Origin of the sequence: Sporosarcina sp. P19 (genome assembly GCF_002743165.1) — a bacterium.
Lineage (GTDB): Bacteria > Bacillota > Bacilli > Bacillales_A > Planococcaceae > Sporosarcina > Sporosarcina ureae.
In genome coordinates this window covers 69,126-85,815 of the sequence record NZ_PDYR01000001.1, presented here as the reverse complement: position 1 = coordinate 85,815, position 16,690 = coordinate 69,126, and the positions used below count along the sequence as shown (strand labels likewise).

At 40.5% G+C, this 16,690-nt stretch carries 12 protein-coding genes and 1 tRNA gene; 3 read left to right on the top strand and 10 right to left on the bottom strand.

Going from position 1 to position 16,690, the window contains the following annotated elements; all coding sequences use genetic code 11:
- Positions 1 to 159 precede the first annotated feature (159 nt).
- Together CSV74_RS00415 and CSV74_RS00410 are read right to left on the bottom strand one after the other, a co-directional pair.
- The gene (locus CSV74_RS00415; RefSeq protein WP_158231718.1) at positions 160 to 1,824 is read right to left on the bottom strand and encodes an S-layer homology domain-containing protein; all 1,665 of its coding nucleotides are present in this window, start codon (positions 1,822 to 1,824) and stop codon (positions 160 to 162) included.
- Positions 1,825 to 2,051: 227 nt separating this feature from the next.
- Entirely contained in the window at positions 2,052 to 3,392 is a 1,341-nt protein-coding gene (locus CSV74_RS00410) for a Na+/H+ antiporter NhaC family protein (protein WP_099690180.1), read from the bottom strand.
- A 238-nt stretch (positions 3,393 to 3,630) separates the two neighbouring features.
- On the opposite strand from CSV74_RS00410, the gene CSV74_RS00405 reads away from it, so the two are divergent.
- Together CSV74_RS00405 and CSV74_RS00400 are read left to right on the top strand one after the other, a co-directional pair.
- Positions 3,631 to 4,104, top strand: a complete 474-nt coding sequence (locus CSV74_RS00405; protein ID WP_099690179.1) for an S-ribosylhomocysteine lyase — start codon at positions 3,631 to 3,633, stop codon at positions 4,102 to 4,104.
- A gap of 495 nt (positions 4,105 to 4,599) precedes the next feature.
- Entirely contained in the window at positions 4,600 to 5,571 is a 972-nt protein-coding gene (locus CSV74_RS00400) for a polysaccharide deacetylase family protein (RefSeq protein WP_099690178.1), read from the top strand.
- A gap of 81 nt (positions 5,572 to 5,652) precedes the next feature.
- On the opposite strand, the gene CSV74_RS00395 is transcribed toward CSV74_RS00400, so the two are convergent.
- The 8 genes from CSV74_RS00395 to CSV74_RS00360 form a co-directional block, all read right to left on the bottom strand.
- Positions 5,653 to 5,724: transfer RNA gene (locus CSV74_RS00395), tRNA-Asn, on the bottom strand.
- 130 nt (positions 5,725 to 5,854) lie between these two features.
- Positions 5,855 to 6,943, bottom strand: a complete 1,089-nt coding sequence (locus CSV74_RS00390; protein ID WP_099690177.1) for an S-layer homology domain-containing protein — start codon at positions 6,941 to 6,943, stop codon at positions 5,855 to 5,857.
- A gap of 450 nt (positions 6,944 to 7,393) precedes the next feature.
- Positions 7,394 to 8,128, bottom strand: a complete 735-nt coding sequence (locus CSV74_RS00385; protein WP_099690176.1) for a type 1 glutamine amidotransferase — start codon at positions 8,126 to 8,128, stop codon at positions 7,394 to 7,396.
- Between the two features lie 38 nt (positions 8,129 to 8,166).
- Positions 8,167 to 9,495: an aspartate aminotransferase family protein gene (locus CSV74_RS00380; protein ID WP_099690557.1), complete on the bottom strand. Its 1,329-nt coding sequence runs from the start codon at positions 9,493 to 9,495 to the stop codon at positions 8,167 to 8,169.
- 67 nt (positions 9,496 to 9,562) lie between these two features.
- Positions 9,563 to 10,933, bottom strand: a complete 1,371-nt coding sequence (locus CSV74_RS00375) for a glutamine synthetase family protein (RefSeq protein WP_233190699.1) — start codon at positions 10,931 to 10,933, stop codon at positions 9,563 to 9,565.
- A 1-nt stretch (position 10,934) separates the two neighbouring features.
- Positions 10,935 to 12,110, bottom strand: a complete 1,176-nt coding sequence (locus CSV74_RS00370) for a M20 metallopeptidase family protein (protein WP_099690175.1) — start codon at positions 12,108 to 12,110, stop codon at positions 10,935 to 10,937.
- Positions 12,103 to 13,482 carry an APC family permease gene (locus tag CSV74_RS00365; RefSeq protein WP_099690174.1) on the bottom strand — a complete coding sequence of 460 codons (1,380 nt, stop codon included), beginning with the start codon at positions 13,480 to 13,482 and terminating at the stop codon, positions 12,103 to 12,105. Before CSV74_RS00365 ends, CSV74_RS00370 begins: the two co-directional genes overlap by 8 nt.
- Before the next feature lie 25 nt (positions 13,483 to 13,507).
- The gene (locus tag CSV74_RS00360) at positions 13,508 to 14,665 is read right to left on the bottom strand and encodes an amidohydrolase family protein (protein WP_099690173.1); all 1,158 of its coding nucleotides are present in this window, start codon (positions 14,663 to 14,665) and stop codon (positions 13,508 to 13,510) included.
- 165 nt (positions 14,666 to 14,830) lie between these two features.
- Between CSV74_RS00360 and CSV74_RS00355 the strand changes: the two genes are divergently transcribed.
- Entirely contained in the window at positions 14,831 to 16,531 is a 1,701-nt protein-coding gene (locus tag CSV74_RS00355) for a sigma 54-interacting transcriptional regulator (RefSeq protein WP_099690172.1), read from the top strand.
- Positions 16,532 to 16,690: the final 159 nt, after the last annotated feature.

Sequence of the window (16,690 nt, the reverse complement as noted above, 5' to 3'; positions counted from 1 at the left end):
ATGTGCCAGGATGTTCTTTCTTCCAACTCTGGCCAAGTTTCTTTGCCATACACTTCGCCTCCCGCTTGTGATAATAGGTACCAGGTCCACACACAACTCTAGTTTAATTCAGAATTGTTTATAAATTACGTTGGGACCTGGCACCCTATTCAACAGTATTTATTCTGTTCCCCATTCCGCATGGAAACGTTTTACAGCTTCTGCTCCGGAAACTGTTTTAAGGAAATATTCTTCCGCCCGTTTAGTACGGGCTTTGATGAAGTCGTCCAGACATACATCGGCGCAGTTGCCGTAATCATCGTCTGTCATCGCGCGTAACGTTCGGTAGTCCTTAGTCACTTGTGAGAAATCGCCTTCAAGCCAGCGGTTCAGCATCTCGCCAACGACCGAATCCTCTTTGGTAAACCATTTTAAGTAGAGGATGTTCTGCTTCGCCATTTCGTTGTATTTACCGAACTGTCTTTCGTAAAATTCGATTTCACGCATTTCGCCGTACGGTCCGTCTTTGATGGGATCGGTGATCAGATAATCGGCTGGATAGTGCGTCACTTTCTGCCCCATCATGGTGAGCATTACATGGGCAATTCTGTAATCGGCATCCTGCAGATCCTCGGGCAGATAAGTCGTCAGCTGCCCTGGCAACGGCTTCTCCGGGTTTACCGGATCAAGCGGGTCAACAGGCGGTCCTATTTCTACCGAATTTGTACCATATAAAAAGCTGTCATCCATTTCAAAAGCTGTCACTCTGTAGCGCACTTCGTCTCCATTCGAAAAGCGAACCGTCGCGATATAATCGCCCGGCTTTTCAATCCTAATATACGTAAAATTATATTCATTTTTTTCAATCGTTACGTTGTCAGAGATATTCTCTCCGTCCGTTTTGGCCAGAGCTATATTTTGTACGGGTTTATATTTCGTATTGAGCGATACCAGTGTCGGCAGTGATTCATCCGTCTTTTCTAACGTCAAACGTAGTTTCCTGCCCTCTTTTTTCACATGAACATGATATTTTTGATACTTCATATTCAATTCTGCGTCTCTTCCCCAAATGACAACTCCACCTGTTCCTTCTTTGACCGGAAATAATTGAACTTGACTTAGCGTGTCGTTTTTCCCTTTCACTTTTACTGCACGAAATACGTCCGGATTCACTTGATCATCGATAACCGCCGTCATCGCATGCCATCCTAAGTCGCCCGCTTTCACCGTCACAGCATTCTTCATTACTACCTGCTCCGCCGCCACAAGCATTTTTGAGGCTTGCCCTCTCGTAATCGATGCGTTCGGGCTGAATGTTGTAGGTGAGGTACCCGAAGTGATACCAAGCTTGTAAATAACCAGTACGTCATTTGTAATGCCGACTTCTCCTTTGAACGGATTTTTCACCTCTACATCACGAGGTAAATCAAATGCTTTCACAAGAATCGCCGCCATATTTTTACGCTTAATCGGCTCATCCGGTTTAAAACTACCATCTGGATACCCACCGATAATTCCTTCTTCCGCCATCCTCGCAATCGCTCTATTAAAACCATATGATGCGGGTACATCTTTAAATTTCTGTTCTATTCGATAGGATGTATCCAGACCAATCATCTTCGCAATAATCGCCGCAGCTTGGCCTCGTGTAATCGAATTCCCCGGCTTGAACGTTCCGTCCGGATAACCTCCGATGATGTTACGCGCGGCCAGCTCATTCACCGCATTCGCAAAATGCTTCGACGGCGGCACATCAGAAAACATTTGCTTACCAGCTGCAGCCCCTGAAAGTGGTAAACTGCACGCTAGTAAGAATGCACCAACTATAGCAACTAACTTCTTCATTTCTTTCATCCTCTCTAAACACCCTATTCTCTTAGCTGCGTATAGATGGGAAATTACTAAAAAAGTTTCAAACCTTGAGAGAAAATTCATATCCATAAAAAAATAACCACATCAGCTGACTGAGTGGTTACCTTCTCTACTATTTATGAAGTTTATGAGTAGTCTGTTGTTTTCCTAATGCCTTCTTTATTATAAAACTGGAAAACATAATGAGTAAGTAATTTATTTTATTCCTCTACAGGCACTGTAGCGACCTGTTTCACTTCTTTACTCTTTGTGCCTAGTTTCGGATATCCGATAAGAATCGCAAGAATTGCACAACCACCCATTAAAATCGGATAAAACGAATACGGGATAATACTTACCGGTGAAATCGCTGCAAGTCCGGCCGCTGCAAGCATTTGCCCTCCATAAGGCAAAATTCCTTGCCAACTGCCAGCGAAAGTGTCGAGTAGACTCGCTGACTTTCTTGGATCAATTTCATACTCATCAGCAATACTTTTTGCTAATGGGCCTGTAACAACAATTGAAATTGTATTATTGGCAGTAGCAATTGCTGCCGCACTGACCAATCCTGCGATCCCAAATTCCGCACCTTTTTTCGATTTTATTTTACTGTTTACAGTATACAGAAGATAATCAATCCCGCCATTATACCGAATAACCTCCACCAGACCACCAATCAAGAGTGCAATAATCGCTAAATCTTCCATACTCATTAATCCTTCACCAATCGTTTTTAAGAAGCTGCCAAAACTATAAGACCCGTCAGCCAATCCGACACCACCGGCAAAAATCGTACCGCCAATTAACACGATCAGTACATGCACGCCCGCTAATGCCGCAGCCAATACGGCAATATACGGAAGAATCTTTATTAGTTCATAATGAAAATCCGCACCGATTACAGCTTTATTTCCCCGCGTAATAACACCCAGAATAATCGCTGTTAAAATGGCACCCGGCAATACTATGAAAAAGTTCACTTTGAATTTATCCTTCATTTTTGTATGTTGGGTCCTGACTGCTGCGATGGTTGTGTCTGAAATCATCGATAAATTATCTCCAAACATCGCCCCACCGATCACCGTTGCCATCGTCAGTGCCACCGGGATATCCGTCTGGCTTGCGATACCAATTCCAATTGGCGCCAAAGCTACAACTGTCCCCATTGAAGTTCCCATTGATATTGAAATGAAGCAGCCAATAGCAAACAGCCCTACCATCAATAGATTTGCAGGCAGTAGAGACAATCCTAAATTAACAGTAGAATCTACAGCGCCCATGCCTTTTGCGACCGTCGCAAAAGCACCTGCAAGTATGAAAATAATTGCCATTAACATAATATTGGGATGGCCTGCGCCTTTCGTGAATATACTCACTTTATTCTCGAATTTTTCTTTTCGATTCATTAGTAAAGCAACTGCAGAAGCAATAATCACTGCTACGTTTAGCGGCATATTCGAAAAGTCCTTCGTCAATACACCAGCGCCAATAAAGAGCGCTACAAAAATAATTAATGGTAAAAGTGCAAATGCATTTCCTTTCTTCACTTCTTTTACGGTCATTTCAAATCCCCCCTCAATTCATTTTGTATGATAAGTCTTTTATTCTTCTAAAAACAATTTTTAAATGATCTTTAATTAAAGAATACCAATAAGTCATATCGGAATTATAAATATAATATCCTAGTCATAAGAGACTGTCAATGTAATAATTCACTTTTCTAAATATTAGTAAATATTTATTTACAACACTAGTGAAGTTGTGATAGTTTATATATCAACTACGGAAAGGATGATAACAATGGCATTAGTCGAAAGTTTTTTACTTGATCATACGAAAGTAAAGGCTCCATATGTAAGATTGGCTGGCACAGAACAACATGAAAAAGGGAGTGTATTACAGAAATATGATCTACGTTTTTTACAACCTAATCACGATTCAATCCCTACTTCAGCGATACACACACTAGAACATTTGCTTGCCACATACTTGCGTGATGAACTAGAAGGAATCGTCGATATTTCTCCCATGGGCTGCCGAACAGGTTTTTATATGATTATCTGGAATGAACATGAACCAAAAGATGTTGCTGCGGCACTTACAACAGTACTTAACAAAGTAATTGAAACTGAACATATTCCCGCTGTTTCTGCACTCGAATGCGGAAATTACCGTGATCATTCACTATTCGCGGCACAAGAATATGCTAAATTAGTAGTAGAAGCAGGACTAAGTGACGACCCATTTCGTTCGCTAACTGCTGAAACTGTCTAAACCTTAGCCTAAGATTGAATAACACAAACAGGAGCCACCGCTGAAATCAGCTCAAACTGATATTGCGGTGGCTCCTGTTTTATAATTCTCAAAACTGGCTTGCTGTGGAGAAACTGGCATCGCCCCGTGCAAAAACGGCAAACCAATTCGCGGACCTGTCACACGACCGGAAGCTATCCTACCAATTATCAAAATATACCAGTTTCTGATTTTGTTTACGTGTGTATCACACAACTCAGGCACTATTCTGAATTGCTCTTGAGTTATGTGGTGCACAGGTAGGCTATTTTAACTTGGAACTGGTTTTATATAACCTCTTTTTTTTTGCAATAAAATGGTTTTTCGATATCCTTCAGCACGGATCATTTTACAACGAGTAATGATCTATTCAATATCTGTCAAAATGATTCAAAACCCTGCTCTATCACTTCCTCAAATCAAGCATACTTATTCAAGTACAGGAAACACTACTGACTAGAGAAGAGGTGATATAAACTGAAACGTTTCTGGCTTATTTCTTTCATTGCTTGTATAGGATTACTTTACTTAGTTCTTTTCACCAATCTTAAGGGAGCAGATACGAATCTAGTAAGCACTGCCTCCGCATCTAAAAATGGCAAAGACAGACTGACGACAGAATTAGAATCATTCAGCAAGGCGCATCATATCCCGGCGGTGGATGCAAAGGTCGACAGAGTTTGGAAAGCCATCCCGGGCTACAATGGACTGGAAGTGGATCTGGAAGCCAGTTATAAGAAAATGAAAGCGACTGGCAAATTGGATGAATCAAAAGTCGTGTACAAAGAAACTTCCCCCTCTGTTCATTTGAAAGATGTGGGCCCCCACCCCATTTTCAAAGGAAATCCTGATAAACCGATGGTGTCATTTTTAATTAATGTTGCCTGGGGTAATGAATATATTCCTGAAATTTTGGATGTACTGAAGAAGCATAAAACGAAAGCTTCGTTCTTCTTCGACGGCAGCTGGGTAAGCAAAAATCCCGATTTAGCTAAATTGATTTATAATGATGGGCATGAAATTGGAAACCACGCTTACAGTCATCCCGATTTACAGCAGAAATCAGAGGCTGAAACAATGGAAGAATTAAAAATGACAAATGAGGTCATCATAAAAACACTCGGGATTTCCTCGCCCAAATGGTTCGGTCCGCCAAGCGGCAGTTTCAACCAGCAAACGGTTGAAACCGCAAGTCAGCTGGGAATGCATACGGTTTTATGGACAGTGGATACAGTCGACTGGAAAAAGCCGGCGACTCATGAAATGGTGAACAGAGTCGTATCCAAAGTGGAGAATGGCTCGATGGTTTTAATGCACCCGACTAAACCTGTAGCTGAAGGAATGGAAGATATGATTACACAAATCACAGAAAAGGGTTTTCGTCTGGGCACTGTCAGTGAACTGATGAGTGAAAAACGTGTCAACGGAACAGCATGGAATGATGAATGAGGCGCCTTCGAAACAAACATGTATGTCCGTGCAAAGCAAAAACTCTCCTGACCTAAGCCGGTCGGGAGAGTTTTTTATGTACTCCAAAGGCAGGAATCGAACCTGCGACCGATCGGTTAACAGCCGATTGCTCTACCGCTGAGCTACTTTGGAATGTGAGTTCTTTTGCGTTATATAGTATGGACAGGAATCTTACATATATACATAGTTCATTTAGTAAAGGATCTGGTCCCCAAGCAATTCAGAATAGTCCTGACATTGTTTGAGGACCAAGTCCGTGCACTTATTTTTTCACACGCTTCACCAGTCCGTACAGTTCATTCCCTAAACTGTCCACTCGCTGGATCAAGCCAATATCTTTTGCGTAGTATTCGATCACAGTTTCTTTACTCCACGGGAAGTAACTTTCAACGACCAGCACGTCACGATACTCTGTACCGCGAACTGTTTTCTTTCCGTTTGTAGAGGTAATCCACCCGTTACCGTAACCAACCGGCCCTATCTCATCATGATGATGAATCTGCGTCACCACGAAAGGATGCGGGATATATTGATCGAAATGGGCCCAGTCATCGTATCCTTCCCCGTAGTACGAGGAATCCTGCACAAAGCCGAGGCGCGGAATGTCTTCATATTCCGTCTCATTGGTAATGCGCCAGTAGTCCAGGCCGTTCTCTTCTTTGCCCTCATGATCGTAGCGGTATGTGCTGGAGCCGTCCGTGTAATAGTACATATAACCAGCGTCCGGCATAATATTCATCGTCCTTGCTGTCATCGCCCGGGTCAGGAATGCGGCGAAATGCGCACGGGTGATCAGCTGATTCGGCTTGAATGTCCCGTCCGGATAACCGGTGGCGACGTTATTGGTCGATACCCTCATAATATCTGTATGAAATTCCGAATTTCTTCCCACATCACTGTACGATGGCATATAGTAAGCTTTATTTTGCACCTTCAAATTAAATGCCTTGCTCATCAACCGCGCCATAAATGCACGTGATATGCTGGACTCCGGTTTGAAATTAGCTGCCTTGGAAAATAGTCCCGCCTTGTACGCTGTTGCTATTTCATCGTAATAAGGATGTGTTTTCGGAACGTCCTTATATCCCGGGTCCACTAAATCCGTCATCGGCAACTCTAGTGCCTTGACGAGCATTGCCGCAATATGTTTCTTTGCGATCGGCTCATTCGGCTTGAACCGGCCGTCCGGATACCCGCTGATGATTCCCAGGTCCGCCAGATAATTCACTTCCACATACAGCGAAGAACTGTTCTTCTTCATGTCCTTAAAACTTGCAGCTTCTGCAGACTGCATCGTTCCGGTAACCGCCAGCAGAAAAATCGCACATGCCATCATCCACTTCTTCAACAATCGTTCTACCCCCTTTATGTACTCTTATTTTTGCACACCCTATATGTATATGATGATCGTCACTCCCATATGACAAATTACTAGTTTGTTGATGACTATCTTCCATTTATGGGTTCTCTTATAGAATCCATACCCTTTTTTCTGTCTACGTAAAACAAGACACGAAACTCCTGAGAGTTCTGTGTCTTGTTCAGTTTAGCACCGTTTTTGTAAAGGTACCAGGTTCTCACACAACTCTAGTACAATTCAGAATTGTTTTTGATTTGTGTGGGGACCTGATACTTTATTCTAAAACAGGACGACAAGTTAACGAATTACTAAAGTTGACCTGCCGTCCTAAATGAAAGGATCCTACACGTGAGACATTCATAAATGTTCATACATTCAAGTTTATCTCTCACACCAGTACCCTCCACTCTGCCTCTCTCCCAGAAGTATTAAATTGTTATTTTACATACACTTTGTGTTTTTTGTAGAGCTAGTATTCTCTTGGTCAATTAAATGTTCAAAGTTATCCAAGATCTGAAATAGATATTTTTTACTTTGCTGGCAAGTTTCTTGATTGGCTATTTCTTGAGATGTTTGTATATAGCGATCTTTTTCAAAGGAGTCACCAAATTGATCTAGTATACGCTGTAAATATTCTTTGTCAATTTCGGGGTGAAATTGAACTCCGAGAATAGAACGTCCTATTGTAAATGCTTGATTATGGAATGCTTCATTGCCTGCTTGAAGTACAGCTTCTTCAGGCAGGTCAAATGTATCTTGATGAAATTGAAAAAATGGAATTTCATTCGGCAAGCCTTCCAGCAAAACATGAGACTTGCTGTTTTCATTAAAAGAAATCTGCCACCAACCTATTTCTTTATGCCTCGCTTTTCTTACGGTCTTTCCATAGATATCAGCAAGTAGTTGAGCTCCTAAACATATTCCGAAGATCGGTTTTCCACTGTCCGCCACACTGCGGATCCATTTTTTCTCTTGGATTAACCAGGGATATTTCTGTTCTTCGTACGCACCCGCTTGGCCGCCTAATATAATAAGCATTTCAAAATTTTCGATTAAGGGATACTCTTGCCCGCAGTCCACACGAATAATTTGCATTTCATGACACCGGCTGATCATCCATTCCTTTATAAAACCAGGCGCAACTAGACCTTCGTGCTGTAAGATACAAACCCTCATATTCTAACTGCAACCTTTCTGTAGTCATATTTAAGATGTTAACCCCAACCTGTGTATTCTTCTAATTTGGTATAATCAAAATTGCCTTGCGCTATATCTTCACAAGCAGTTTCCAAAAGTTTCAGAGCTTCTTGTACTTCATCCTTATTGATTATAAGCGGAGGTGTGATCTCCAGTACATTCCCGTGAATTCCTACCGTATATAGAAGTAAACCCAATTCATAAGCCCGGTAACATATCGCTGCAGTCGCTAACGGATCCGGCTGGGTGCTTCTAGAACCAACGATTTCAATTCCTATTGCCAACCCTTTACCTCTTACATCTCCAATGAAATTGTATTTCTTTTTCATTTCTTCAAGACCTGTCAAAAACTGCTTTCCGCGCTCTGTTGCATTACTCATTAAATTTTCTTCTTTAATAATACTTAAATTTTCTATGGCTGCGGCAGTTGAAATAGGATTCCCGCTAGCAGTGAACATATGGCCAGCCGCAACAGCATCCATGATTTCCTTTCGCCCGATAACCGCACTTATAGGTACACCCGCACCAAGAGATTTACCGACCACAATTGCATCAGGAATAATATTATCGTGTTCAAACGCAAACCATTTTCCAGTCCGTCCTAGGCCCACCTTCACTTCATCTAGGATCAGATAGATTCCATGCTGATCGCATATCTCTCTTAGAGCCTGTAAAAAACCTTCAGGTGGCAGTACCATTCCTCCATCACTCTGTATCGCTTCGATAATTACGCCTGCAGTTTCTCCAGGCGGACATACTGTAGCAAATACCTCTTGTAAAAAGTGAATAGCCTGTTCTTTGATATTTTCTTTAATTCCGCTGAATGGCCGGAATTCATTTGGGTACGGAATTTTAACGACATTGCCTCTTCCCTCAAACATTGATTGAGCTGCATGTCCCGAAAGGGAGGAAGCACCCATTGTTTGTCCGTGGTATGAACCGAAGAAAGATATCATTTTTGAACGTCCGGCAGCCACTGGTATAAACTTGCTAATAAATTCATTTGCATCCGAGCCTGAATGTCCAAACCATACTTTTTTCTCAAATGTACCCGGTGAAATACCGATAAGTTCATCTGCCAGCAGAGTCATTGTTTCACTTGGTGCACTCAGTTGGGTAGTGAATGAAAGCTTTTTATATTGATCATATATCACCTTTGCAACTTCTTCTCGGCTATAACCGATGTTTGCTACTGCCCAACCTGCTGTCAAATCTAGATAAGATGTTCCCTCTGTATCAATAATTCTCGTTCCAGATGCACTCTCTACGGAAATAGGATGGAATCGAAGATTAAGTGCTTTTGAAATTACCTTTTTTTCTCTTTCAATAATAGTTTCTGGTTTCATCAAACATATCTCCACCTTCTAAAAAGTAACTTAACTCTTGAGCAACCTTCCGAATCGTTGACAATAGTTAATAAACAGAAGAAAACAACTGTCTTTCCCATTCATTTACTTGATAAAAATGATAGTTCCATTCAGATTTTTTAACTTTAATAAACTCTTCCCAAATATCTCTTCCGATACTATCTGCTAGTATCGTATCTTTTTCAAGATAATAAAGAGCTTCCTTTAGATCCCTTGGTGCATCTTCTACGCCTAATGCTATTAATTCTTCAGCAGATAATGAAGCAATATCTTTTTCAATTGGAAGACCAGGATCCATCTTCTGTCGGATGCCATGCAATCCTGCAGCAATCAATGCGGATGACAACATATACGGGTTACATGTTCCATCAGCACCTCTGTATTCAAATCTTCTTTCTCGGCGGGGTTCAAGAACACGGACGAGAGCAGAACGGTTGCCTACACCATAACAAACATGCGCAGGAGCAAAAGTTCCAGGCAACAGGCGCTTATATGAATTCATAGTAGGCGCCGCTATTGCGGAAAGTGCTTTCGCGTGGTGCAAAATGCCACCGATAAAGTGATAGGCAGTATCGGAAAGCTCTAACCCTCTGCTATCATTAGTTTCTTTAAAAACATTTCGTTCTCCTTCAAATATACTGATATGGACATGCAACCCACTGCCTGCGTATTCTTCAAAAGGTTTCGGCGCCAAAGTCCCCACCATCCCCATATCCCTAGCTAAATGTTTGAATAGCTGACGGAAAGTTACTTGGTTATCAGTCGCTTTTAGGCTTTCATCGTATTTTGTATTGATTTCCAGTTGACCAGGACCATATTCACTTGATATCTGTTCTGTTTCGATCCCAAACTCATACATTATTTCAATAAACTTCTGAACAAATTCTTCCTGAATATCTAATCCATCTGTTGAAAAACATAAGCTGTTATCTGCCGGTACAAGTTTCCCGTCACGCTCTTTCAGCAAGTAGGCTTCCTGTTCGTAGACCATGTTAATCTCGCCGCCGGTTTCTTCTTTGGCTTCCTTCAACAGCCTTTTTAACGCACTTCTGGGACAACCGTGCCAAGGGTTTCCATCTTCATCTACTAAATCAGCATACATACGCGCTGTTTGATTTCTGTGCGGTAGAATTACAAAAGTGTCTGGATCAGGCATAGCAAAGAAATCACCATCATCTGCTCCATATCTTGCATTTTCAATCATCGTATCAAACATATTGAAATTCATAATCGCAGTACTGAAATTAACCCCCGTTTCCATTGCGCTTCTCACTTGACTTTTATGAATAGTGCGGGCACGGATTGTCCCTGCGTAATCTAAAAATTCTACACGTACATATTGGATATTCTCGCGCTCAATTCTATCTAATACTTCTTCTTGCTTCGAGTTCATACTCGTTAGTTTAATTGACGTCATTTCACTCTCTCCTTTTCAGCAATTCTTCGGCAATATTTGTATATAATTCAACCCCGCAAATCAAGACCGTATCGTCGAAGTGAAACTTGGGATGATGCAGATCAAATATTTCTTCATTGTCTTTTTTGATACCTAACCGGAAGTACAGCGACGGTATTTTTTCCGAAAAGTATCCGAAGTCATCAGCACCCATCGAAGGTTCATCCAACTCATAGACTTGAGTATCGCCTAACAAATCAGCAGCAGTTGCCTTAAATACTTCTGTCATACTGAGTGAGTTATTGATTGCTGGAGCACCAATAATATATTCTATCTTTATAGTTGCGTTCCATAGTTTTTCTGCAGCTTCACAAATATCTTCAATTTTTCCTCTGATTAATTGTCTCGTTGCCGCAGAGAATGATCTTGCCGTTCCTTCTATTTCTACCGTATCTGCTATTACATTATTAGCTTCTCCGCCTTGAATTTTACCAATATGAACTAAAGCTGGCTGAGTAGGACTTGTGTGTTTCAATGGAATTTCTTGCACGTCTTGAACTAACTTTGTTGCGATATTGATAGCATCAATACCCAGATGGGGTCTTGCACAATGCCCCCCCTTGCCTTTAATAATAATTTTAAAATCGTCGCACGATGCTGTCATGCTTCCGCTCTTTACACCAACAGTTCCAAACGGTAGGTAAGGCCATAAATGCATACCGACCACGCATCCTACTGAGGGATTTTCAAGTACTCCTTTATCAATGAGCTCCTGTGCAGCTCCATCCAATTCTTCACCAGGCTGGAAAATACAACGCACAGTACCTTGAAGTTCATCTTTTTTTTCATGCAGCAGTTTAGCTGCACCTAATAACATAGCCGTATGCCCATCATGACCGCATGCATGCATTACTCCATTATTACGGGAACGGTAAGAAACATCTGCTTCTTCCTGAATAGGCAGTGCATCAATATCAGCACGCAAGCCTATGGTTTTGCCTGAAGGGTTGCCGGTGATATCAACAAACACCCCTGTTTCCCCAATTTCTTTATAGTTGATCCCCCATCCGGTAAGAATCTTTTTGATTGTTTCAGCAGTTTGATACTCTTTGAAAGACAGCTCGGGATTTTGATGGAGTTCTCTTCGAATGGATATTACTTCATCTTTTAATTGATTCAAATAGTATTTGTTATTCATAATCCAAATCACCTTTCACTGGTTCCGCGCTCTTTTCGCGAAAGGCATTTTTATTAAAGATTTTAAATAGAACAAACAGCACAGTTAGCCAAGCAGCCCCTCTAAGTAACGTCCCAAGATCATTGACGAAGGATCCATAAAGAACAACTACTATACCGATAAACCCTAATACAGGGAATAACGGAAACAAGGGTTGTCTCCATGATAACTTTGCTACTTCGTCTTTGTAGCGTACTCTGTAAATCACACTGGCAACCAATGTAATCCCCCATGAAAACAACCAGGCAATCACAAGCTGATTGGACAACTCTATATATATTAAATCTGGATTAAATTGACCGATAACAATCAATAAAACAGTCGCAGCCCAAATTACTAGAATTGCATTAATGGGCGTGAAAGTCTTAGGGTGTATTTTACCCATGAATTTAGGTAACATACCTTCCCTTGCCTGAGAATAAAAAATACGGGAAGTCGCATAAATAGTTCCCATGAGAATAGTAGTTGCTGCGGCTACCCATGCAGCAGTATTCATAATAAATGCACCTGCGACACCAAAAACTTGACCTGCCGCTACTGTAAATGGCGAACTGTCAATTGACACATTTTGCCAAGGGATGATCCCTTGAAGTACAAAATGGGCAAAAGAATAAATAAATAAGAATGTCAGACTTGACCAGATTAGTCCGCGCGGAAGATCTCGTTCAGGATTAATAGCTTCAGCGCCTGCTGTAACAAGTGTAAGCGCGCCTAAATATGCGTATGTACCTAAAGGAATTGCACTTAAAAATCCGGAAGTTCCATGCGGCATTAGTGGTGTGAAATTACTAAGATTTACATCTTTAAGACCAATAAGCGCAAATACGATCATTATAGCAACCAGGCCCAACACGAGCCAAAGCTGTATCCTGGCTGCAAGCATGGTACCCGCTATATTCATCAAAGCAAATATAGTAATAAACACCAGTGCAAACACCATCGGCCACCAATTAGCAGTTAAACTTGGAAAATACCACATTGTGATTTTTCCAAGCGCTAGTCCTACACTGCCGCCTGCTATAATCCAGCCGATCGCAAAAGTCATTCCTGCAATGAACCCCCAAGATTTCCCCATAATCCGCTCAACCCAGTGTGACATTGCGCCTGCATTAGGCATGGCAACCGCCATTTCCACTAATGCCATAATTAGAAATAACTGTGATAGACCTGCTACTCCATACGAAATAATTGAACTTGGTCCTGCCACAGCAATTCCTTCACCCATCAAAAGAAATATCCCGTCACCGACTACCGCTCCAACTCCTAAAGCCCAAATATGCCAGAATTTCAAGGTCCTTTTCGGCTGAAGATCCAACTGTAAATGATCACTCATAAAATTGCCCCTTTCCTATTGTTTTTTATAATGTGATATTATAAATCTTCTCGAAATTCCTGTAGAGAACCATTTCTCCGATATATTGAGCCTTTTCTACATCCATGTAATCTTTTTCAACCCAAGAATTCAGTACCCGCTCAAAGTTTTCGATAAAAATCTTAACACCCATCCAGTTCATTTCAGGGACTGTAAAAGCATCTGATCCATACATGACCTTATCAAACGGTGCCAATTCAAATACTTGAGACATAATCCGTTCGACTCCATGTGCCGTAAACGGATTTTGCAGGGAAATATCCATATATACATTGGGAAGGATACTGACTATAAAGGCAGCCTCCTCCATCCATGGATAGCCTCCGTGTACAAGATGAACTTTTGTATTTTCATATTTTTTTTGCCGGAAAATATCTAACAAGTAACTTGGACTTGCTTTAGGAAGTACAACTTCTCCATCACCAATGCCGGTATGGATATGCATAAATTTGTCTGCTTCAGTACAACATTCCATCGCAATATGGAAACAGTAGTCTCGCAGCCTTTTCACAGGACTTCTTGTATCGTTTTTAAACGTTTCATATTCTTCTTTCGCTGCAAACTCATCAATGTCTTCAACATCCAAGCCACTTCGGTAAGCAATAATGGTTTTTAATCCTACTACATGATCTTTGCTCAAGTCTTCTTGTAAGCGCTTTCTATAAAGGTTAATAAAATCGTCAAACAATTGATGATTCTCGGAGAGTTCCACCATAAGAGGCTCTATTCTACTTATTTCCCAAACCTTGATATCGCATAATTCCTCGAACTTCTCTCTGTCTATCGGAGGTTGCGGATAGCCAAAATCCATGATAGCCCCCTGCAGGTTTACATCCCTGAAAAGTTTTTGTGTGTAGGAAGAAAAATCTTTTGACTGTTCATTTCTCGCATGGACAATCGCTTCAATTTCCTCATCGCAATTAAGATAACGCGACATTCCCCTTAACAGCCTCTGGATCCACATGTTTGATCCTGGATACGGCTGATGTTGTTCCACTTCACTCAAGTCTGAAAACATCTCCGGAATTACTGATAAGGAAAGGTTCCGTAAAAATCCGACTGGTGATTGGGTTGTTCGATTTTCCGTAAATGGGTGCGCATGCACGTCCACTACTTTTACTCCAGCTAAGTTTACTTTCTTCATTCCATATCTCCTCTCCATTCTACATTCCAAAACAGAAAAATATTTTACGAAAAAATTTTTTCTTATAATTATTTTTCTATTCTAAAAATTATGATATGATTGATTATATTTTCTAAACCTATTAATTTCAATGAAAGAAAAATATTTTTACAAAAGGAGAAAAAAATGAATGAATCCAATTTAACAAATGCAACCCGGATATTGGCACCTTTTCTCTTCGAAGGAATTATAATTATTGATAACCATGGTTTTATTAAAACACTTAATCAATCAGCGATAGATTATTTCCCTGGCGCCACTAAAAGCCAACTGATTAGCAAATCTATACAGAATTATCTTCCTTCTACGAAAATCTCTCAGTTCTTCTTGAATAGAATAGACATGAAGAATATAGATATGTCTATTGGACAAAACCAAGCTTTAGTCAATATACACGCGATTAATAATTCAGAAGCTCTTATAATCTTGCGGCAGGTTACAACTATTAACCGTCAGAATACGGAAATACAAAAGTATCAGCAGTATTTACGTCAGTTTGAAATAATCTTAGACCAATTAGAAGAGGGAATATGTTTCATAGATAATAGCCAAAAAATTGTTCTTTATAATAAAAAGCAAGGGGAATTGGATTCAAGAGAAACAAAAGATGTTCAGGGGAGATACGCTGCCGAGGTTTTCTCGCATAAAATCAATCAAGCTTCCTCAATTTACTCACTCACTAACAATAAGGAAATCGCATCAAGCAACATATTCTTTTCAAATAGTGGAAAGAGATATAGTGTCTATCAGAGAAATATACCTCTTCTGATCGGCAAACAAAAAATCGGAAATATTCTCATTACAAAAGATTTTTCCAAAACTGAAGATTTTATCGAAACTCTTTATGCGCGGCAAACAGAAGTAACACAAGATGATATAAATGAAGAAAAGCAGCATTCATGTTTCTTTTCAGACACTAAAGTACTATCTTCAATACTCACGGAGTTAAAACAACTGGGAAACCCATCTGCTAACCTCATATTTTATGGTGATCGAGGTACAGGAAAAAATGCTTTAGCTCGTTTCTATGCTGAGAACCTTTTAAGTAAGCCTGTATTTATGATCAACTGCGGCCTTCTTTCTCCTCAATCACTGTCCAATATGCTATTTGGTTCTAACAGTAAAGCAGGCTTCTTAGAACTTGCACATAAAGGCACATTAATAATAGATAAGCTGACGTTAATGCCGCTATTTATCCAGGAAAGACTTTTTAATGCGCTTAAAACCAACACGATTATCCGCAATGGGAGTGACGAGGAAATCGAGGTAGACACACAAATTATTTCTCTGCTGAATGAAAAGCCCTGGGAGGCCATTCAGGAACAGCGATTGAACGAAAGCCTCTTCTACGAACTCAGCTCAATCTCATTTCACCTTCCTTCCTTACAGGACCAGCAGACATCAATCATGCAGTACGCAGAGTACTTTCTTAAAATATTTGGAGGTAATAACAGTAATATAAGGCGCTCATTTGCATCGGAAGCTGTCACCTTCTTGAAAAATTATCATTTTCCCGGTAATTTGAGACAATTGAAACATATGATTGAGTGGATGATTAATCGCTTTCCTGACGAATCTGAATTTGAAATAAAACACCTACCAGAATACTTACAAACGGTAGATGCTCGGATAGACGGTATTACAACAGCATCTTACAACCCTAAAATTAATTTGGTAGAAACAGTCGAACAATATGAAAGGCAAATTATCGAAAATACATTAAAACGCTGCAATTACCACTTAACCAATTCGGCTGATCAGCTTGGAATATCCAGACAGAATTTAAACTATAAGATTAAAAAGCATGAAATCGAGTTTGAGAAATAAAATATGTATCCATTGAATCAAAGTACTGTAAATAGTAAAAAACGGAGGTGGACACAAAGTTCCGACTCCGTTTTTTCAGTTGCTGTTACCGCATAGGCATAGTCTAACGGTCATCTGTACAACAAACAAAGGTACCTTGGGATGATGCTTTCTTGATTG